Source organism: Pseudoxanthomonas sp. SGNA-20 (assembly GCF_003931635.1).
Classification (GTDB): domain Bacteria; phylum Pseudomonadota; class Gammaproteobacteria; order Xanthomonadales; family Xanthomonadaceae; genus Pseudoxanthomonas.
Genome location: NZ_RRYK01000002.1, coordinates 201811 through 221209, shown reverse-complemented (window position 1 = coordinate 221209; position 19399 = coordinate 201811). Strand labels below are relative to the sequence as shown.

Genomic DNA, 19399 nt, shown 5'->3' with positions numbered 1-19399 from the left:
GAGCTCAGTTCGCCTTGTGGATGGCGCGCTTGTCCACCGCCATGGCGGCATCGTGGATCGCCTCCGACAGGGTCGGGTGGGCGTGGCAGATGCGCGCCAGGTCCTCGGCCGAGCCGCTGAACTCCATGGTCAGCACGCCCTCGTGCACCAGCTCGGAGGCGTTCGGGCCGATGATGTGCAGGCCCAGCACGCGGTCGGTCTCGGCGTGGGCCAGTACCTTCACGAAGCCCGTGGCCTCGGCCATGGCCACGGCGCGGCCGACGGCGGCGAACGGGAAGCTGCCGGCCTTGTAGGGCACGCCCTCGGCCTTGAGCTGCTGCTCGGTCTTGCCGACCCAGGCGATCTCCGGCGAGGTGTAGATCACGTAGGGGATGGTGTCGAAGTTGACGTGGCCCGGCAGGCCGGCGATCAGCTCGGCCACGGCGATGCCTTCCTCGAAGCCCTTGTGCGCCAGCATCGGGCCGCGCACGCAGTCACCGACCGCCCAGACGCCGTCCACGCCGGTGTGGCAGTGCTCGTCCACCACGATCTGGCCGCGCTCGTTGACCTGCACGCCGGTGCCCTCGGCCAGCAGGCCGCGGGTGGCGGCACGGCGGCCCACGGCCACCAGCAGCTTGTCGACCACCAGGGTCTGCTCGCCCTTGTCGTCGGCGAAGGTGATGGCGACTTCCTTCTTCTTGCCCTTGCCGGTGACCTCGGCCTTGGAGACCTTGGCGCCCAGCTTGATGTCCAGGCCCTGCTTCTTGAACTCGCGCGCGGCCAGCTTGGAGACCTCGGCGTCGGCGGCCGGCAGGAACTCCGGCATCGCCTCGAGGATGGTGACCTCGGCGCCCAGGCGCTTCCACACGCTGCCCAGTTCCAGGCCGATGACGCCGGCGCCGATCACGGCCAGCCGCTTCGGGACCTCGGTGAAGTCCAGCGCGCCGACGTTGTCGACGATGTTCTCGCCGTCGAACTTCGCGAACGGCAGCTCGATCGAATCCGAGCCGGCGGCCAGGATCACGTTGCTGCCCTTGAGTTCGACCTCGGAACCGTCGTGCTGCTTGACCTTGACCACGTTGCCCGGCTGCAGCTGGGCGAAGCCGTAGTACGGGGCGACCTTGTTGGCCTTGAACAGCATGGCGATGCCGCCGGTGAACTGCTTAACGATGCCGTCCTTGCGGGCGATCATCTTCGGCACGTCGATCGCGGCGTCCTTGAAGCTGATGCCGTGCTGGTCGAACTTGTGCAGCATGTTCTCGTACTGGTGGGTCGAGTCCAGCAGCGCCTTGGACGGGACGCAACCCACGCGCAGGCAGGTGCCGCCCAGGGCCGGCTTGCCGTCCTTGCCCAGCGCGGCGTCGATGCAGGCGGTCTTCAGGCCCAGCTGCGCGGCGCGGATCGCGGCGTGGTAGCCGGCGGGGCCGGCACCGATGACGACGACGTCGAACTGTTCGCTCATTTGATTCGCTCTGTGATTCGGGATTGGTGATTAGTGATTCGAAAAGCGGGAAGCGGCGCGCAGCGGCGCCGCCGGTCCCGAATCCCGAATCCCGACTCTCGGCTCTTACAGACCGAACAGGATGCGGTTCGGATTCTCGAGCTGGTTCTTGATGTCCACCAGGAACTGCACCGCGTCCTTGCCGTCGATGATGCGGTGGTCGTAGGACAGGGCGATGTACATCATCGGCGCGATCACGACCTGGCCGTTCTCGGCGATCGGGCGCTCCTTGATGGCGTGCATGCCCAGGATGGCGCTCTGCGGCGGGTTGACGATCGGGGTCGACATCAGCGAGCCGAAGGTGCCGCCGTTGGTGATGGTGAAGGTGCCGCCCTGGAGGTCCTCCAGGCCCAGCTTGCCGTCGCGCGCCTTCTTGGCGTACTCGGCGATGCCCTTCTCGATGTCGGCGAAGGACATGCGCTCGACGTTGCGCAGCACCGGGGTGACCAGGCCCTTGTCGGTGGACACGGCGATCGAGATGTCCGAGTAGCCGTGGTAGATGATGTCGTCGCCGTCGACCGAGGCGTTGATGATCGGGAAGCGCTGCAGGGCGTTGGCGGCGGCCTTCACGAAGAAGCTCATGAAGCCCAGCTTGATGCCGTGGGTCTTCTGGAAGTCCTCCTGCAGTTCCTTGCGCGCGGCCGAGACCTTGGCCAGGTTGACCTCGTTGAACGAGGTCAGCATGGCGATGGAGTCCTTGGACTGCATCAGGCGCTCGGCGATGCGCTTGCGGATGCGGGTCATCGGCACGCGCTCCTCGGGGCGCGCGCCGCCGGCCTTGCCGGCGCCGCCGGTGCGGGCGTAGTTGAGGATGTCCTCCTTGGTCACCGCGCCGCGGCGACCGGTGCCCTCGACCTGCGACGGGTCCACGCCCTCGCGGATGGCGGTGGCGCGGGCGCCCGGGGGCAGTTCGCCGCCGGCGGCCTTGGCGGCCGGGGCCGGGGCCGCCGCCTTGGCCGGGGCTTCGGCCTTCGGGGCCTCGGCCTTGGGCTCTTCCGCCTTCTTCTCTTCCGCCGGGGCCGCGGCGGCCACCGCGCCTTCCTCGATGATCGCCAGCACCTGCTGGCTGGTCACCGTGTCGCCCTCGGAGAACTTGATCTCCTTCAGCACGCCGTCGACCGGCGAGGGGACCTCGAGCACGACCTTGTCGGTCTCCAGGTCCACGAGGTTCTCGTCGCGCTTGACCGAGTCACCGGCCTTCTTGTGCCAGCTGGCGATGGTGGCGTCGGAGACGGATTCGGGGAGGACCGGAACTTTGACTTCGGTGGCCATGGGGCGTCCTTGGGGCGTATGTCGGTAGGGCGGAAAGGCGGTGTTTTGTGGTGCCGCCGATTATTCGGCGACGATCTGGCTGCCGGGCGGGTTGACCAGCGCGTCGGCGACCAGCTGCTGCTGCTCGGCCACGTGGTCGGCGAAATGGCCGACGGCGGGCGAGGGCGAGCGGCTGCGGCCGGCGTAGCTGAGCGCCTGGCCCTTGGCCAGGCAGGCCTGCAGGTGGTGCTTGATCTGGTACCAGGCGCCCTGGTTCTGCGGTTCTTCCTGGCACCAGATGACGTCGGCGGCCTTGCCGTACTTCTGCAGTTCGGCCGACAGCAGGGCGCGCGGGAACGGGTACAGCTGCTCGACGCGGATGATGGCCACGTCGTCCTGGCCGCGCTTCTGTGCGTCCTCCAGCAGGTCGTAGTAGACCTTGCCCGAGCACAGCACCACGCGCTTGACCTTCTTGGGGTCGGCGGAGGCGTCCGGGATCAGGTGCTGGAACTCGCCGTTGGCCAGCTCGTCCAGGGTGGACACGGCCAGCTTGTGGCGCAGCAGCGACTTCGGCGACATGACCACCAGCGGCTTGCGGGTGCTCATCTTCATCTGCCGGCGCAGCATGTGGAAGCACTGGGCCGGGGTGGTGGGCACGCAGACCAGCATGTTCTCCAGCGCGCACAGCTGCAGGAAGCGCTCCAGGCGCGCGGAGCTGTGCTCCGGGCCCTGGCCTTCGTAGCCGTGCGGCAGCAGCAGGGTCAGGCCGGAGATGCGGCCCCACTTGGCCTCGCCGGCGGCGATGAACTGGTCGATCACCACCTGGGCGCCGTTGGCGAAGTCGCCGAACTGGGCTTCCCAGATGTCCAGGGTGTTCGGGTCGGTGGTGGAGAAACCGTACTCGAACGCCATCACCGCCTCCTCGCTCAGCAGCGAGTCGATCACGGTGCAGCGCTCGGGGCTTTCGACCAGCTGCCGCAGCGGCATGTAGTACGCGTCGGTCTTCTGGTCGTGCAGGATCGCGTGGCGGTGGAAGAAGGTGCCGCGGCCGGCGTCCTGGCCGACCAGGCGCAGGCCATGGCCCTCGGCCAGCAGGGTGGCGTAAGCCAGGTTCTCGGCGAAGCCCCAGTCGCCCGGCAGCTCGCCGGCGCTCATTTTGAGGCGGTCGTCGTAGATCTTGGCCACGCGCGGGTGCAGCACCACGCCCTGCGGGATGGTGTTGATCAGCTTGGCCAGCTGCTGCAGCGTGCCCTTCTTGACCCGGGTATCGACCGGATCGGAAACCTTGCCCGACAGGTACTTGGACCAGTCGATGGTCAGCTCGTAGTCCTCGGGCTTGGAGGGCGCCAGCTCGGTGGTGACCTCGCCGGCGTCGAGCTTGTTGCGGTAGCCGTCGACCAGCACCTTGCCCTCGTCGGGGGCGATCACGCCTTCCTTCTCCAGCTTGCTGGCGTACAGCTCGCGGGTGGTCGGGTGCTTGCGGATGGTCTGGTACATCACCGGCTGGGTCGCCGCCGGCTCGTCGGCCTCGTTGTGGCCGTGGCGGCGGTAGCAGACCAGGTCGATGACCACGTCCTTCTTGAACTTCTGGCGGAACTCGTAGGCCAGCTTGGCCACGAACACCACCGCCTCCGGGTCGTCGCCGTTCACGTGGAACACCGGGGCGCCGACCATCTTGGCCACGTCGGTGCAGTACAGCGTGGAGCGGGCGTCTTCCTTGTTGCTGGTAGTGAAGCCGACCTGGTTGTTGACCACGATGTGCACGGTGCCGCCGACGGCGAAGCCGCGCGCCTGCGACATCTGGAACAGCTCCATCACCACGCCCTGGCCGGCGAACGCGGCGTCGCCGTGGATCAGGACCGGCAGGACCTTGCTGCGCTCGGTGTCGCCGCGGCGCTCCTGGCGCGAGCGGGCGGAGCCGGCGACCACCGGGTCGACGATCTCCAGGTGCGAGGGGTTGAAGGCCAGGGCCAGGTGGACCGGGTCGCCCGGGGTGGCGATGTCGGCCGAGAAGCCCATGTGGTACTTCACGTCGCCGGCGTGGGCCACGGCGTCGTGCTCGAACTTGCCCTCGAACTCGTCGAACAGCTTGCGCGGGTTCTTGCCGAGGGTGTTGACCAGGACGTTCAGGCGGCCGCGGTGGGCCATGCCGATGACGATGTCCTTGACCTTGTCGACGCCGGCCTGGCGGACCACGGTGTCCAGCAGCGGGATCAGCGATTCGCCGCCTTCCAGCGAGAAGCGCTTCTGGCCGACGTACTTGGTGTGCAGGTAGCGCTCCAGGCCCTCGGCGGCGGTCAGCCGCTCCAGCACGCGCTTGCGGGTCTCGGCGCTGAGGTTGTAGTCGCCGCCGGCCAGCTCCAGGCGCTGGTACAGCCACTGGCGCTGCTCGACCTCGGCCATGTGCATGAACTCGGCGCCGATCGAGCCGGTGTAGGTCGCCTTCAGGCGCGCCAGCAGGTCGCGCAGCTTCATCCGCGGCTGGCCGGCCAGGCCACCGGTGCTGAACTCGGCGTCCAGGTCGCGCTCGGACAGGTTGTGGAACTCCAGGCCCAGGTCCGGCGGGTTCATCGGCGGGGTCAGGCCCAGCGGATCGAGCCTGGCGCCGAGGTGGCCGCGGGAACGGTAGGCGGTGATCAGGCGGCCGACGTTGCGCTCGCGCTCGTCGCCGGCACCCTGCGCCACCGGCGCGGCATTGGCGGCGTTGCGGGCGGCCTCGGCCACGTGGGCGATGACCGCCGAGTGCGGCACGTCTCCGGCTTCGCGTCCCTTGAACCCGTCGAAGTAGGCCTTCCACTTCGGGTCCACGCTGTCGGGGGAGACCAGGTACTGCTCGTACAGGTCCTCGATGAAGGCGGCATTGCTGCCGAGCTGCGAAGACTGCGCAAACTGCTTGAGTAGGTTGTCCACGATATGTCGCGTCTGGAGGATGGGCGGGCGCGCCGCTGACCCCGGAACCTGGCCCCTTGGCCGGCCCGGAAAGCCGCAAAAGTATAACCCCCATTCATTCGCGGGGGGCCTTATCCAAAGGGTGGATGGCCTGTTCCAGCTGTGTATCGTCTGGTCCTGTTCACACTCGCCGGATGCGACGCCGGCCGGCTGCCTGCACCGCAACGTGACGCCGCGCACGGGCGCCGCGCTGGAACCGGTTACGTGCCGGTCAGCCCAGCGCGCGCAGTTCGGTGCACGGCCGCGAGCGCTCCCACACCGGTGCGAAGGCATGGGCCAGGCGGCGTGCGGCCGGGCCGTCATCGATCCCGCCTTCGCCCTCGAAGCGCTGCCCCAGCGGCCGGAACAGCGCGCCGCCGGCGTCGTTGAAGGCATAGGCCGAGGGATAGCGCGCGTCCACCGGGTCGGCGACCTCGCGCAGCTCGAACACGCTGGGCAGGCGCTGGGCCAAGGCCAGCAGCGGCGCGTCCTCGCGCTGCGGGGCGGCGGCATCCTGCAGCAGGATCCGCACCTGGCGGCGACCGGGGCGGGTGGCGAAGCGGCGCAGGGCGTCGACCACCTCGCGCCGGTCCAGCAGGCCGGGGTCGAGGGCGCGGCTGTAGATGCCCAGCCCGCGGCGGGCATGGGCGGCCAGGCCGAGCAGGACCGCGGCGGCGGCCTCGGCGTCTTCCACCGGACTGGCCCCGGGCAGGCGCCGGGCCATGCGCCGGTGCTCGATCCCGGCTTCGGTGAATACCGGCCCGCAGGGCACGAAGCCGGCGCGGGCGTAGAACGCCAGGGCGTGCAGCTGCGCGTGCAGGCCCACCTCGGCCCAGCCCTGGGCACGGGCATGGGCGACCAGGGCTGCCAGCATGGCCTCGCCGATGCCGCGGCCGCGGTGGCCGGGCAGCACCGCCATGCGGCCGATGCGGCGGTCCGGGGTCAGGCGCGCGGTGCCGACCGGGGTGCCGTCGGCGTCCCGGGCCAGGACGTGGATGCTGACCGGGTCCAGCGCGTCGCGCTCCAGTTCCACCAGCACGCCCTGGCCTTCCACGAACACCGTGGTGCGCACCGCGTGCACGGCGGCGTGCTCGCGGGCGTAGTCGGCCAGGGCGACGGCGGCCGGGCTCATTCGCCTTCGGCCTCGTCCCCGGCGTCGTCCCCGCCGGCACCGGTGTCCAGGCCGTAATGGCCGGCCTGGTACAGGGCGAAGGCGGCATCGCGGCCGGCGGCCGACAGGCGCTGCCAGGCGCCCAGGTCCAGCATGCCGGCGTCGGCCAGGTAGCGGGCGTCGGCCAGCGGCAGCTCCAGGGTCTGGCCGCTGCAGTACAGGCTGGCGTTGCCGCCGTCGTGGCGGCGGCGCCAGGCCAGGCGCGAAGCCGGGTGGCGGTGCAGGGTGCCGCCCTGGGCCAGCACTTCCTCCACGCCTTCGCGTGGCAGTTCGCGGCCGGAGGGCATGACCTCGCCGGCGGCACGGTAGGTGGTGATGAAGCGGCCGAACCAGTCGCCGAGCCGGTCCGGGTCGTTCATGCGGATGGCGTTGAGCGCCTCGACCACGCGGTTCATCGCAGCCACGTCGATCTCGTTGGGGTCGGCCGGCAGGGCCAGGTCCTCGTCGTGGTAGCGGATCGCCTCGTCGGCGCCCAGCAGCACCTCGTCCAGCCAGTCGCCCATCAGCTCGGCGGCCGAGGGGGCGCGCATGCCCACCGAGAAGGTCAGGCAGGGATCCTCGGCCACGCCGTGGTGCGGCACCAGCGGCGGCAGGTAGAGCATGTCGCCCGGGGCCAGCACCCAGTCGTGGGTCGGGTTGAACTGGCGCAGCAGCTTGATCGCCACGTCCTCGCGGAAGGACAGGTCCGGCGCCGGGCGGCCCATCGCCACCGAAGCGTCGATCATCCAGCGGCGGTGGCCGTGGGCCTGCAGCAGGAACACGTCGTAGTGGTCGACGTGGGCGCCGACCGAGCCGCCGGTGGCGGCGAAGCTGATCATGATGTCGTCGATGCGCCAGCGCGGCAGGAAGCGGAAGTGCTCCAGCAGGGCGGCCACGTCCGGGTCCCACTTGTCCACGTCCTGGACCAGCAGGGTCCAGTCGTGGTCGGGCATGCCCGGGAAGTCCTCCTCCTGGAAGGGGCCGTGGCGCACGTCCCAGGCGTCGTTGCCGCGGTCGTGGCTGATCAGCCGCGCCAGCACGCCTTCCTCGCAGGCCAGTCCGGCCAGGTCCTCGGGCATCACCGGGGTCTGGAAGCCGGGGAAGGCGTTGCGGACCAGCAGCGGACGCTTGTGCCAGTAGTCGCGCAGGAAGGCCTGCGGCGACATGCCCAGTGGCTGGTTGGCGGTGGCATCGACCTCGAACGGCAGGGTGCGGGCGCGCGGGGCGGCCTTGGCGGCCGGCTTGCGTGCGGGGCGGGCCGGAGTGGCGACCCTGGCCGCCCGGGCACTCCTGGCGGGCTTGATGGTCCGGGCAGCCTTGGCGGCTTTCGTGGTCTTGCTGGCCTTGGTGGTCTTGGGGGATTTCGCGGGGTGCTTGGAGGTCATGGGGTGTTCCGGTCGGGCACGCGGGGGCCGCGGCGCGCGTAGGCGCTTGCGCGGTGCGGTGCGGCGACGTCGATGTGGGTGGGCATGGAATCGGCTTGGCGCGCAGCCCGGGGCCGCGGCACGGGCGGGCGGTGGCCTCGGCCGGCAGGATAGCGCAGGGGGCGGAGCCGGCCTTGAGCAGGCTCAAGCGGATGTGGGGCGCCCCCGGAAAAGGCCCGGCCCGCTGTTGCGGGCCGGGAGGGTGGATCAGATCTCGCGCGCCAGGCGTTCGGCCAGGCCGGTGTAGCCGGCCGGGGTCAGCGCGGCCAGGCGGGCGCGGGCCTCCTCCGGCAGGTCCAGCGAGGCGATGAAGGCGCGCATGGCCTCCGCGTCGATGCCATGGCCGCGGGTCAGGGCCTTGAGCTGCTCGTACGGGTTGGGCAGGCCGTGGCGCCGCATCACCGTCTGCACGGCCTCGGCCAGCACTTCCCAGGCCGCGTCCAGGTCGGCCTGCAGGCGCTGCGGGTTCACTTCCAGCTTGCCCAGGCCCTTGGCCAGCGAGTCCAGGGCCACCTGGGTGTGGCCGAAGGCGGTGCCCAGGGCGCGCAGCACGGTGGAGTCGGTGAGGTCGCGCTGCCAGCGGCTGATCGGCAGCTTGGCCGAGAAGTGCTCGAACAGGGCGTTGGCGATGCCGAAGTTGCCCTCGGCGTTCTCGAAGTCGATCGGGTTGACCTTGTGCGGCATGGTCGAGGAGCCGATCTCGCCTTCCTTGAGCTTCTGCTTGAAGTAGCCCAGCGAGATGTAGCCCCAGATGTCGCGGGCCAGGTCGACCAGCACGGTGTTGGCGCGGCGCACCGCGTCGCCCAGCTCGGCGACGTTGTCGTGCGGCTCGATCTGGGTGGTGTAGGGGTTGAACGGCAGGCCCAGCGACTCGACGAAGCGGCGGGCGAAGGCCGGCCAGTCCACGTCCGGGTAGCTGATGGCGTGGGCGTTGTAGTTGCCGACCGCGCCGTTGATCTTGCCGCTCAGCTCGACCGCGGCGATCTGCCTGCGCTGGCGTTCCAGGCGCGCGACCACGTTGGCGATCTCCTTGCCCAGGGTGGTGGGCGAGGCGGTCTGGCCGTGGGTGCGCGACAGCATCGGCTGGCCGGCCTGCTCGTGGGCCAGCTTGCGCAGGGTGGCGGTGACGCCGTCCAGCGCCGGCAGCAGCACCTCGTCGCGCGCCTGGCGCAGCATCAGGGCGTAGGACAGGTTGTTGATGTCCTCGCTGGTGCAGGCGAAGTGCACGAACTCCAGTGCCGGGCCCAGCTCGGCGTCGTCGCGCAGCTGCTCCTTGATGAAGTACTCCACCGCCTTGACGTCGTGGTTGGTGGTGCGCTCGATTTCCTTGACCCGCGCGGCATGGGCCACCGAGAAGCCGTCGGCCAGTGCGCGCAGGCGCTGGCGCGCGCCTTCGGAGAACGCCGGCAGCTCGGCGATGCCCGGCTCGGCGGCCAGGGCCAGCAGCCACTCGATCTCCACCCGCACGCGGGCGCGGATCAGGCCGTACTCGGAAAAGATCGGGCGCAGGGCGTCGACCTTGCCGGCGTAGCGGCCGTCGAGCGGGGACAGGGCGAGCAGGGCGGAATCCGTCATTGGAAGGCGGCTGGCTGGGAAACAGGGCCGCATAGTTTAAGGCGTGCACGCGGGACGTGCCGGGCGGGGCACCTGGCGCGTCGCCACGCGCCGGCGATTCTGGCGCAGCACAGCGCATTGGGGCGAGAACCTGGCCTGGTTGGGGCCCCTCGGCCAGGTGGCCGGCTTCGGGCGGAGCCGCGGCGCTCCGTGGGTGCGGCGCATCGCGCGACTCCGCCATCCTGGCTCCAACGCGCGACCGCAGGCCATCCATGGCCTGCTTGCGCCGCACCCACGCACCACCGCGTCTTCGGGCACGTCCGGGTCGCGGCTCCGACCGGAGCCCGCCACGGCAAGCGGCCGGAGTCCTGGGGGCATGCACGCCACCACCCAGGCGATCGCGCCCGCTTTGGGCGCTTCGCTTGTCCGTGCCGCGGGGAGTACGCAGCACAGTTGCATGACCGGAACAGACCGGGGCCGCGGAGTGGCGACAGCCATGGACACCGGCGGGGGTATGCTCGCCGCGATCCCCAAACGCCGGAGACGGCCATGAGTCCATCCCCCGCACGTTCCCCCCGCGCCAGGAAGTCCCCGGCGCGGCCCGATACCACCGCGCCGGCCCGGCGCACCCGGGTCGAGCACGACAGCATGGGCGAGCTGCAGGTTCCCGCCGACGCCCTGTGGGGCGCGCAGACCCAGCGCGCGGTGCAGAACTTCCCGGTGTCCGGGCGGCCGATGCCACGCGGCTTCATCCGCGCCCTCGGCCTGGTCAAGGCCGCCGCGGCCGAGGTCAACGCCGGCCTGGGCCTGCTGCCCAAGAACGTGGCCGGCGCGATCCGCGCAGCGGCGCTGGAGGTGGCCGAAGGCCTGCACGACGCCCACTTCCCGGTGGACATCTACCAGACCGGCTCGGGCACCTCGTCCAACATGAATGCCAACGAGGTGATCGCCAGCCTGGCCAATGCCTCGGGCAAGGCCGGCAAGCGCGCCGTGCATCCCAACGACCACGTCAACCTGGGGCAGAGTTCCAACGACGTGGTGCCCACCGCGATCCGCGTGTCCGCCCAGCTGGCGGTGGTCGAGGACCTGCTGCCGGCGATCCGCCACCTGCGCCGCACCATCGAGAAACGCGCCCGCGAACTGCGCAAGGTGGTCAAGACCGGCCGCACCCACCTGATGGATGCGATGCCGCTCACCTTCGGCCAGGAATTCGGGGCCTGGGCCTCGCAGCTGGCCTCCGCCGAAGGCCGCCTGGAGGACGCGCTCAAGCGCTTGCGCCGGCTGCCGCTGGGCGGCACCGCGATCGGCAGCGGCATCAACGCCGACCCGCGCTTCGGCGAACGTGCCGCGCGCGCGCTGTCGCGCCTGGCCGGCACCCGCTTCGAGAGCGCGGCCGACAAGTTCGAGGGCCTGGCCTCCCAGGACGACGCGGTGGAACTGTCCGGCCAGCTCAACGCGCTGGCGGTGGCCCTGATCAAGATCGCCAACGACCTGCGCTGGATGAACTCCGGGCCGCTGGCCGGCCTGGGCGAGGTGGAGCTGCCGGCGCTGCAGCCGGGCAGCTCGATCATGCCGGGTAAGGTCAACCCGGTGATCCCGGAGGCCACGGTGATGGCCGCCGCGCAGGTGATCGGCCACCACACCGCCATTACCGTGGCCGGCCAGACCGGCAACTTCCAGCTCAACGTGACCCTGCCGCTGGTCGCGGCCAACCTGCTCGAATCCGTGCAGCTGCTGTCGAACGTGTCGCGGCTGCTGGCCGACCGTTGCATCGCCGGCCTCAGGGTGCGCACCGACGTGGTGAAGCAGGCGCTGGACCGCAACCCGATCCTGGTCACCGCGCTCAACCCGGTGATCGGCTACGAGAAGGGCGCGGCCATCGCCAAGCAGGCCTACAAGGAAGGCCGTCCGGTGCTGGAGGTGGCGATGAAGGTCACCGGGCTGCCGGAGAAGACCCTGGCCCCGCTGCTGGATCCGGCGCTGCTGGCGCGCGGCGGCATCCACGGCAAACCCGGCGGGGGCGGCGGCTAAAAAAAGAGGGCCGCGCGGGCGGCCCTGGAATCGCCGCGGCGCCGGCCGCGACGTGAGGATTACATCCGCAAGGAGGCGTCGCGTGCGGCGGCGTCCGCCTCGGCGGCGGCATCCAGCTCGAAGCCTGCCGGATCGTCGCCGCCGGCGCTCATCTCGGCGCCGACGCCGACCAGCCCGGCCTGCACCTGCAGCTTGCGCTTGCGCTGGCCGTCCTGGCCGCAGGTCTCCACGTCCTCCGGCTCCAGCCGCGCATAGGGCCGGAACTCGGGCAGCGCCGCGGCCAGCGCCTGCTGGGTGGCGAGCAGGCCCGGCAGGCGCCCGCACACCAGTGCGCTGGCTTCGGCCTCGATGCGCTTGCCCTCGGCCTCCATGCGCTTCTCCAGTTCCCCGGTCTTGCCGGTGAGGGCGGCCTTGACCGCGCCGGTCGCGGCGCGCACCCCCAATTCGGCGCCGCGCGAGCCCAGGGCCAGGCCGGCCTGGGCGACGGAGACCAGCTGCCGGCGGTGCGCCAGCAGCAGCTGGCGCTGGGTCTCGTCGATGGCCACCGCCTTGCCTTCGATCAGCAGGTCGCCGGCCGGGGTAATCTCGGCGCGCGGCAGGTCGCTGGTGTCCTTGCCGTACTGCACCCAGTTGCGGTGGCGGCCGCCGATGCTGATGTTCTCCTCCTCCAGCCGGCGCGCGGCGCGGTCCATCGCCGCGCGCACGCTGCGGGTGACGAACGACTCGCCCGGCGCGGCGCTGGCCGGATCGTCGTCCGCCGGCGCGGGTGCTTCCTTGTTGCAACCGGCCAGCGGCAGCAGCGCGGCCAGGGAGAGGGCGAGGATGGGGGCGTGGATGCGCATGCTGGGGCTCCTCAGAGTCGGGCGAATTCGCGCCGCACTTCCGCTTCGCAGTTGTGGACGTCTTCCGGCGTCATGCTGGCGTAGGGCCGGAACTCCGGCACCGCCGCGGCCAGCGCCTGCTGCGAGGCGTACAGCCCGGGCAGGTTGCGGCACAGCTGCAGGATGCCCGGTTCCAGGGTGGAGCGCAGGCTGGACTCCAGCTGGCGCTCCAGGCGGCCGGTCATGGCACTGGCCATCAGCCTCAGCAGGCCTCGGTCGACGACATCCAGCGCGGCGTTGGCCGCCTTCTCACCGACCTCGATCCCGGCCACGGCCACGTCGATCGCCTGCCTGCGGTAGGCCAGCAGCAGCGCGCGCTGGGCGTCGTCGATCGCCACCGCCTTGCCGTCGACCAGCAGGTCGCCGGCCGGGGTAATTTCGCCGCGCGGCAGGTCGTTGCGCGCGTCCTTGTGCTTGTTGGGGCCGACGTACGCACCGACGCCCAGCTCGAGGTTGCCGGACTGCAGCTCGGCGCGGGCCGCGGCCAGCTCGCGCTCGACCTCCGCGCGCGCGCCGGCCAGTTCGGAGGCCAGGTCGGCGTCGGGCCCGCCGCCGGCGGGGGCGGCCACCGCGGCCAGCGGCAGCAGCGCGGCCAGCAGCAGCGGACGGGTGCGGCGGGCAAGGGAAGCAGGTGCGTTCATGGTGTCCTCCTTCGTCAATCGCGGCGGGGCAGTTCGACGCGCCCCACGTCGCGGTGGCTGATGTCGCCGCTGCCGACGTGGCGCACCTCCAGGGCGGGGACGCCGCGCACGTCCAGGTCGCCGGAGCCGATCGAACCGACCCGCACCGGGCCGCCGACGCGCTGCAGGCGGGCGTTGCCGGAACCGATGCCGTCGATGCGCACGCCGCCGCGCACGTCGGCCAGGACCAGGTCGCCGGAACCGATGTCCCCGACCTCGACCTCGCCGCGCACGTCGCGCGCCACCACGTCGCCCGAGCCGAGCGACAGCAGCTTCAGCGGGCCGCTGCCGGCGACCTCCAGGTCGCCCGAGCCGACCTTGGCGGTGACCGCGCCGCGCACGCCGCGCAGGCTGGCATCGCCGGAGCCGACGTCGGCGCTGGCGCTGGCCACGCCCTCGACGAAGCCGTCGCCGGAGCCGACCACCAGCTGCACCAGGACGTCGTCGGGCACGGTGCCGGCCACGTCCAGCCGGGCGTAGGCGCCCATGCCCAGGCCGCCGCGCTGGTCCGGACCGCGGGTGGCCACCACCAGGGTGTCGCCCTGCTTCTCCTGCACCAGCTCCAGCTGCTGCAGCAGGGCGGCGCTGGATGCGCAGGCGCGCCCGGCGATGCGATGGCTGGCGCCGGCGGCGGCCTTGGCCCGCACCGTGTGCTGGCCGGTCACCAGGCGCACGGTGCGGACGCCGTCCAGGTCCAGTTGCACCGCGCGCTGGGCTTCGTGCGCACAGCGGCGCTCGTCGGCGCCGGCGGCGGCCGGCAGCGCGGCCAGGACCAGCAGGATCGGGAACAGGTTGCGCATGTCGCTCCTCCCGGCTCAGGCCGAGGCTTCGTCGCGCCAGCGGCGCAGGGGGATGGCGGCGGCGACCAGGGCGGCGCCCACGGCCGCGCCGATCCACAGGTCCCAGCTCGCGTACAGCTGCCAGTTGCTGGTCTGGTCAAGGATCGCGGCGACCAGCTGCGACGGATCGTGGATCTCGCCGGACTGCAGCCGGCTGCCCATGCCGTGCACGCTCCAAGAGCCGGGCATCACGCTCATCAGGCCGCGGTAGACCGCCACGTACCAGATCTTGCCGTAGGGCAGGTCCAGGCCGGGCACCGCGCCGAACACGCTGAGCATCACGCAGCCCAGCACCGGCACCAGCGCGGCCCACAGGAACGGCTTGCTGCGCACCAGGGCCGAGCAGAACATCAGCCAGCCGACGGTCGGCAGCGACCACAGCAGGCCCAGCGGGACGGTGGCCAGCAGGCGCCCGGCGACGCTGAAGGGATGGCTGTGGGTGAACAGCGCGCCCGGATGCGGCAGGCCGCCGATCAGCATGGCCACGGCCGCGACCAGCCACAGGGCGATGCCGACGGCCAGGCCCACCAGCACCGACAGCAGCGGCGCCAGCAGCAGGGCCCAGGCGGCCTTGGACAGCACGGTCTGCGCATCGGACACCGGCAGCGACTTCCAGAACAGCACGCTGCGGTCGCGGCGGTCGTCGTACAGGCTGCCCAGGGCGTAGAAGAACACCACGAAGGCGAGCACCGCGCTGAGCATGCTGCAGCCGGCCATCAGCAGGCCGTCGCCGGCGGCGCCGACGATCCTCAGGTAGGCGCCCAGGTCGTCGATGGATTCGGCTTCGCCGCCGCCGAGCTGGCGGCGGGCCTGCACGGCGCCGGCCAGGGCCAGCAGCGTGGCCATGGCCACGGCGATGCCGCCGGTGATCACCGGGGCCCAGAGGAAGCCGCCGCGGTTTTCCCAGAACTCGCGGCGCAGCAGCCAGGCGAAGGTCCGGGTCCAGCGGTTGCCGGCGGTGTTGGCGGCAAGGGCATTCATGCGTAGGTTCCTTTCATCAGGGCCACGAACAGGTCGGCCAGGCCGGGGGTACGGACCTCGCCGAGGGCGGCGGCGCGCTCCGGCGCCAGGCCGTCGTACAGGAAGACGCTCTTGCCGAAGGGCAGGGCGCGTTCGTCGACCGGGGCCAGGGCGCGAGCCTCGGCGACGCGGTTGGCGCCGACCAGCACCTCGCAGTAGCGTTCGGCCAGGTGCTCCATCTCCGCCGACAGCACGATCCGGCCGTCGCGGATGAACAGCACGTCGGTGAGGATGTGCTCGATCTCCTCGACCTGGTGGGTGGTGACCAGGATGGTCTTGTCCTCGTCGAAGTAGTCCTCCAGCAGGCGCTGGTAGAACTGCTTGCGGTAGAGGATGTCCAGGCCCAGGGTCGGCTCGTCCAGCACCAGCAGGCGCGCATCGATCGCCATCACCAGGGCCAGGTGCAGCTGCACGATCATGCCCTTGGACATCTCGCGCACCCGCAGCTTCGGGTTGAGCTGGGTGTTGGCCAGGAAGCGCTCGCACTTGGCGCGGTCGAAGCGCGGGTGCACCCCGGCCACGAAGTCGACCGCCTCGCGCACCCGCATCCAGCGCGGCAGCACCGCCACGTCGGCGATGAAGCACACCTGGTTCATCAGTTCGTCGCGCTGGGTGCGCGGGTCCAGGCCCAGCACCCGTAGCTGGCCGTCGAACGGGGTCAGGCCGAGGATGGCTTTCAGCGCGGTGGTCTTGCCGGCGCCGTTGGGGCCGATCAGGCCGACGATGCGTCCGGGGCCGATGTCGAAGTCGGCGCCGGCCACCGCGAGCTTGTGCTTGTAGGCCTTGCGCAGGCCGCGGGCGGTGACGACCGGGGTGGCGGCGGTTTCGGGGGCGAGGGCGGTCATGTCAGTTGTTCCCAAGGGCATGCAGCAGTTCCTCCAGCGACAGGCCGAGGCGCCGGATGCGCTCGACCACGGCGGGCCATTCCTCGTTGAGGAAGCGGTCGCGCTCGCTGCTGCGCAGCTTCCGCGAGGCCTCCTCGGTCACGAACATGCCCAGGCCGCGGCGTTTCTCGACCAGGCCTTCATCCGCCAGCTCCTGGTAGGCGCGGGAGACGGTGATCGGGTTCAGCTGGTACTCGGCCGCCACCTGGCGCACCGAGGGGAGGGCTTCGCCCGGCTTGAGGATTCCGTCGAGCATCATGGCGATCACGCGCTCCTTCAATTGACGGTAGATCGGAGCGCCGTCGCTCCACTGGATGTCGCTCATTCGGTCAGCTCCGGGTGCGCAGCGCGTGCGCAAAGGAGAAATAGGGCATGGACAGCGAGGCCCGCAGCCGGTGGGCCGGGCGTTCGGTCGCCGCCTCCAGGCCCGCCTCGGCCCGCTCCATCGCGGCCTCGGCGGCGCCATAATCCCCCGCGCGTCCTTCCTGGGCGGGCAACCAGGCCACGAAGCACAGGGCCATGCCAAGGCCCGACGCGATCAGCCAGAAGCGGCGGCCTGCGTAGGTAATCCGGTTCATGGGGCGTCCTGCTTTGGGTGACTGGTGTTGTATTCAACTATAACACCTGCACACGGCATGTCAAATCCCCGCCAACCCAACTGATGGCCTATCCCGGCCGGAATCCCGGAGAACATGATGAAAGCATCCAAGTGGTTGATGGCAATCGGTATTTCCCTGGGGCTCGCGGCGCCGGCCGCGGCTGTCGGCAGCGACCTGCTGGATCTGGAGTACCGCCCGCTGGCCTCGCGCACCCCGGTGAACCTGGCCGAACGCCATGCCGGCCAGGTCCTGCTGGTGGTCAACACCGCCAGCAAGTGCGGCTTCACCCCGCAATACGAGGGCCTGGAGGCGCTGCACCAGCGTTACGCCGGGCGCGGCTTCGCGGTGATCGGTTTCCCCTCGAACGATTTCCGCGGCCAGGAGCCGGGCGACGAGGCCCAGATCCAGGAGTTCTGCACCCTGACCTACGGAGTGAAGTTCCCCATGTACGAGAAGGTCCAGGTGATCGGCGAGGAAGCCACGCCGCTGTACCGGCGCCTGGCCGCCGCCACCGGGGTGCAGCCGGGCTGGAACTTCCACAAGTACCTGGTCTCCCGGGACGGGCGGGTGGTCGGCAACTGGCCAAGCAAGGTCGAGCCGCTGGACCCGGCCCTGGTGGCGGCGATCGAGCGCGAGCTGGCGCGCCCGGCGCCGCGCGCCGCCGGCACGCGCTGACCGCCGCCGCGGCGCATGCGACAATGCGCGCGGACCGGCCCCGGGCCGGCGATCGATCCACCTCATTGGAACCGTAACGAATGAACAACCGCATGCGCGGCGCCCTGGCGTCGCTGGTGATGGGAGCGAGCGTGATGACCGGCGCGGCGATGGCCCAGGACAAGGCCTCGTTGGCCACGGAGAAGGACAAGGTCAGCTACGCGATCGGCCTGGACGTGGCCAGCTCGTTCGAGCCGCTGGCCCCGCACGTGGACCTGGACGCGATGCAGCGTGCCGTCGCCAACGCCTTCGCCGGCGGCCAGCCGCTGCAGTCCGAGGAGCAGGCGCGCGCCACCGACGCCGCCCTGCGCGCCGCGCTGGCGGCCCGCCAGGGCCAGCGCGTCCCGGGCATGGCGCCCGGCGCCGAGCCGCCGGCCCCGCCGGCCGAGCAGGTCGGCCTGCTGATCGGCGACCGCATGATCGGCCCGTCGCTGGCCCCGCTCAAGGACGACATCGACCTGGCCGTGCTGATGCAGGCCGTGCGCACCGCGTTCGCCAAGGGCACACCGCTGCTGAACCAGCAGGAGGCCGGCGCCGCGCTGCAGTCCTACATGGCCCGCAAGCAGCAGGCCGTGGCCGAGAAGAACCGCGCAGAGGGTGCCGCCTTCCTGGCCGAGAACAAGAAGCAGAAGGGCGTGATCACCACCCCGTCGGGCCTGCAGTACATGGTCCTGCGCCAGGGCAGCGGCGCGCGTCCGACCCCCAGCGACACCGTGCGCGTCAACTACGAGGGCAAGCTGCTGGACGGCACCGTGTTCGACAGCTCCTACCAGCGCGGCCAGCCGGCCGAGTTCCCGCTGGGCAGCGTGATCGCCGGCTGGACCGAGGGCGTGTCGCTGATGCCGGTGGGCGCCAAGTACCGCTTCTGGATCCCGTCCGACCTGGCCTACGGTGCCAACGGCGCGCCGGGTGGCGTGATCGGTCCGGATGCGACCCTGACCTTCGACGTCGAGCTGCTCGACATCGCCCGCTGAGGCGGGCAGGGCACGGCGGCGCCGTCCGGGAAGCGGGCGGCCCGCCACGCCGCGTGCCGCCCCTGCGGCAAGGAACGAAACACCATGCAGTACGGTCAGGACGATCTGGAACAGCGGCTGGTCGAGCTGGAAACGCGCCTGGCGTTCCAGGAGCAGGCGCTGTCGGAGCTGAGCGAGGCGCTGGCCGAGGCGCGCCTGGAGCGCGCCCGCACCGACGCCATCCTGCAGGCGGTGCTGGCCGACCTGCGCGGGCTGCGCGGCGCGCTCTACGCCGATCCGGGCAGCGAACCGCCGCCGCCGCACTACTGACCGCCGGCGCTCCCGCGCCGCCACCGATCCCATGGGCCTGCGGCCCGTTGATGCCATGACCGACAGCCTCCGCGACCAGCTCCTCAACCTAGGGTTCAAGGCGCCCGCGCCCGAACGCCGCCAGCCACCGCGCAAGGACGGGGGCGGCAAGCCGCGTCCGCCGCAGGGCGGGGCGCCGCGCAAGGGTGCCCCGCAGCGCAAGGGCGAGGCCGCGCCGAAGCGCCGCCACGAGGGCGAGATCGACCTGGGCAAGGCCTGGGCGCTGCGCGCGCAGCAGGAAAAGCAGGAGCGGATCGAAGCCGAGCAGCGCCGCCAGGAAGAGGCGCGCCAGCGCCGCGAGGCGCGCGCGAAGCTTGAGGAGCTGCTCAAGGACAAGGTCCTCAACGACGAGGCGGCCGACATCGCCCGGCACTTCGAGTACGGCGGCAAGATCAAGCGCATCTACGTCACCGCCGCGCAGCTGCGCGAACTCAACGCCGGGCAGCTGGGCGTGGTCCAGCTCAATGGCCGCTACCTGCTGGTGGATGCCCAGGTGCTGGCCCAGGCCGAGCAGATCTTCCCGCAGGCGGTCGCGCTGAAGGTCGACCCCGACGCCACGGCGGAGGAGGATCCCTACGCCGACCCGCGTTACCAGGTCCCCGACGACCTGGTCTGGTGAGCCGCGCGGCACCCGCCGCGCCG

Annotated in this window: 18 protein-coding genes; 5 read left to right on the top strand and 13 right to left on the bottom strand. The window is 71.3% G+C overall.

The annotated features are described in order from the left end of the window. Positions 1-4: 4 nt before the first annotated feature. The 6 genes from lpdA to purB form a co-directional block, all read right to left on the bottom strand. Complete coding sequence (gene lpdA / locus EIM48_RS06310; protein ID WP_019399743.1) at positions 5-1441, bottom strand: dihydrolipoyl dehydrogenase; 1437 nt, start codon at positions 1439-1441, stop codon at positions 5-7. A 105-nt stretch (positions 1442-1546) separates the two neighbouring features. Beyond that, positions 1547-2752 carry a dihydrolipoyllysine-residue succinyltransferase gene (gene sucB, locus EIM48_RS06305; RefSeq protein ID WP_028914683.1) on the bottom strand — a complete coding sequence of 402 codons (1206 nt, stop codon included), beginning with the start codon at positions 2750-2752 and terminating at the stop codon, positions 1547-1549. A gap of 60 nt (positions 2753-2812) precedes the next feature. Then, positions 2813-5641 carry a 2-oxoglutarate dehydrogenase E1 component gene (locus EIM48_RS06300; protein ID WP_019399745.1) on the bottom strand — a complete coding sequence of 943 codons (2829 nt, stop codon included), beginning with the start codon at positions 5639-5641 and terminating at the stop codon, positions 2813-2815. A 250-nt stretch (positions 5642-5891) separates the two neighbouring features. Beyond that, complete coding sequence (locus EIM48_RS06295) at positions 5892-6791, bottom strand: GNAT family N-acetyltransferase (RefSeq protein WP_125111314.1); 900 nt, start codon at positions 6789-6791, stop codon at positions 5892-5894. Beyond that, complete coding sequence (locus EIM48_RS06290; RefSeq protein WP_125111313.1) at positions 6788-8194, bottom strand: cupin domain-containing protein; 1407 nt, start codon at positions 8192-8194, stop codon at positions 6788-6790. Before EIM48_RS06290 ends, EIM48_RS06295 begins: the two co-directional genes overlap by 4 nt. Positions 8195-8440: 246 nt before the next feature. Continuing rightward, positions 8441-9808, bottom strand: coding sequence for an adenylosuccinate lyase (gene purB / locus EIM48_RS06285; RefSeq protein WP_019399748.1), 1368 nt, complete (start codon positions 9806-9808; stop codon positions 8441-8443). Positions 9809-10336: 528 nt separating this feature from the next. Here purB and EIM48_RS06280 point away from each other — a divergent pair. Next, positions 10337-11818, top strand: a complete 1482-nt coding sequence (locus EIM48_RS06280) for a class II fumarate hydratase (protein WP_125111312.1) — start codon at positions 10337-10339, stop codon at positions 11816-11818. A gap of 59 nt (positions 11819-11877) precedes the next feature. Here EIM48_RS06280 and EIM48_RS06275 read toward each other — a convergent pair whose 3' ends face one another. Genes EIM48_RS06275 through EIM48_RS06245 form a run of 7 tightly spaced genes read right to left on the bottom strand, consistent with a single transcriptional unit; the run spans position 11878 to position 16700 of the window. Next, positions 11878-12660, bottom strand: coding sequence for a hypothetical protein (locus EIM48_RS06275; protein WP_125111311.1), 783 nt, complete (start codon positions 12658-12660; stop codon positions 11878-11880). 11 nt (positions 12661-12671) lie between these two features. Then, positions 12672-13340: a hypothetical protein gene (locus tag EIM48_RS06270; RefSeq protein WP_051403636.1), complete on the bottom strand. Its 669-nt coding sequence runs from the start codon at positions 13338-13340 to the stop codon at positions 12672-12674. Between the two features lie 14 nt (positions 13341-13354). After that, positions 13355-14179: a hypothetical protein gene (locus EIM48_RS06265; protein WP_125111310.1), complete on the bottom strand. Its 825-nt coding sequence runs from the start codon at positions 14177-14179 to the stop codon at positions 13355-13357. 15 nt (positions 14180-14194) lie between these two features. After that, positions 14195-15199 carry an ABC transporter permease gene (locus tag EIM48_RS06260; protein ID WP_125111309.1) on the bottom strand — a complete coding sequence of 335 codons (1005 nt, stop codon included), beginning with the start codon at positions 15197-15199 and terminating at the stop codon, positions 14195-14197. Further along, on the bottom strand, positions 15196-16083 hold the full coding sequence (locus EIM48_RS06255) for an ABC transporter ATP-binding protein (RefSeq protein WP_125111308.1): 888 nt from the start codon (positions 16081-16083) through the stop codon (positions 15196-15198). The genes EIM48_RS06260 and EIM48_RS06255 overlap by 4 nt, the downstream gene beginning before the upstream one ends. Before the next feature lies 1 nt (position 16084). Continuing rightward, complete coding sequence (locus EIM48_RS06250) at positions 16085-16447, bottom strand: GntR family transcriptional regulator (RefSeq protein ID WP_026010354.1); 363 nt, start codon at positions 16445-16447, stop codon at positions 16085-16087. Between the two features lie 4 nt (positions 16448-16451). Further along, positions 16452-16700 (bottom strand): hypothetical protein, encoded by a 249-nt coding sequence (locus EIM48_RS06245; protein ID WP_019397825.1) that lies wholly within the window; start codon positions 16698-16700, stop codon positions 16452-16454. A gap of 117 nt (positions 16701-16817) precedes the next feature. Between EIM48_RS06245 and EIM48_RS06240 the strand changes: the two genes are divergently transcribed. The 4 genes from EIM48_RS06240 (at position 16818) to EIM48_RS06225 (ending at position 19376) form a co-directional block, all read left to right on the top strand. Next, a complete protein-coding gene (locus EIM48_RS06240; protein WP_125111307.1) occupies positions 16818-17396 on the top strand; it encodes a glutathione peroxidase in 579 nt (192 codons plus the stop codon). A gap of 80 nt (positions 17397-17476) precedes the next feature. Continuing rightward, positions 17477-18409, top strand: a complete 933-nt coding sequence (locus EIM48_RS06235) for an FKBP-type peptidyl-prolyl cis-trans isomerase (protein ID WP_019397823.1) — start codon at positions 17477-17479, stop codon at positions 18407-18409. 84 nt (positions 18410-18493) lie between these two features. After that, the gene (locus EIM48_RS06230) at positions 18494-18718 is read left to right on the top strand and encodes a SlyX family protein (RefSeq protein WP_019397822.1); all 225 of its coding nucleotides are present in this window, start codon (positions 18494-18496) and stop codon (positions 18716-18718) included. 55 nt (positions 18719-18773) lie between these two features. Beyond that, complete coding sequence (locus EIM48_RS06225) at positions 18774-19376, top strand: DUF2058 family protein (RefSeq protein WP_019397821.1); 603 nt, start codon at positions 18774-18776, stop codon at positions 19374-19376. The last annotated feature ends 23 nt before the right edge of the window (positions 19377-19399 follow it).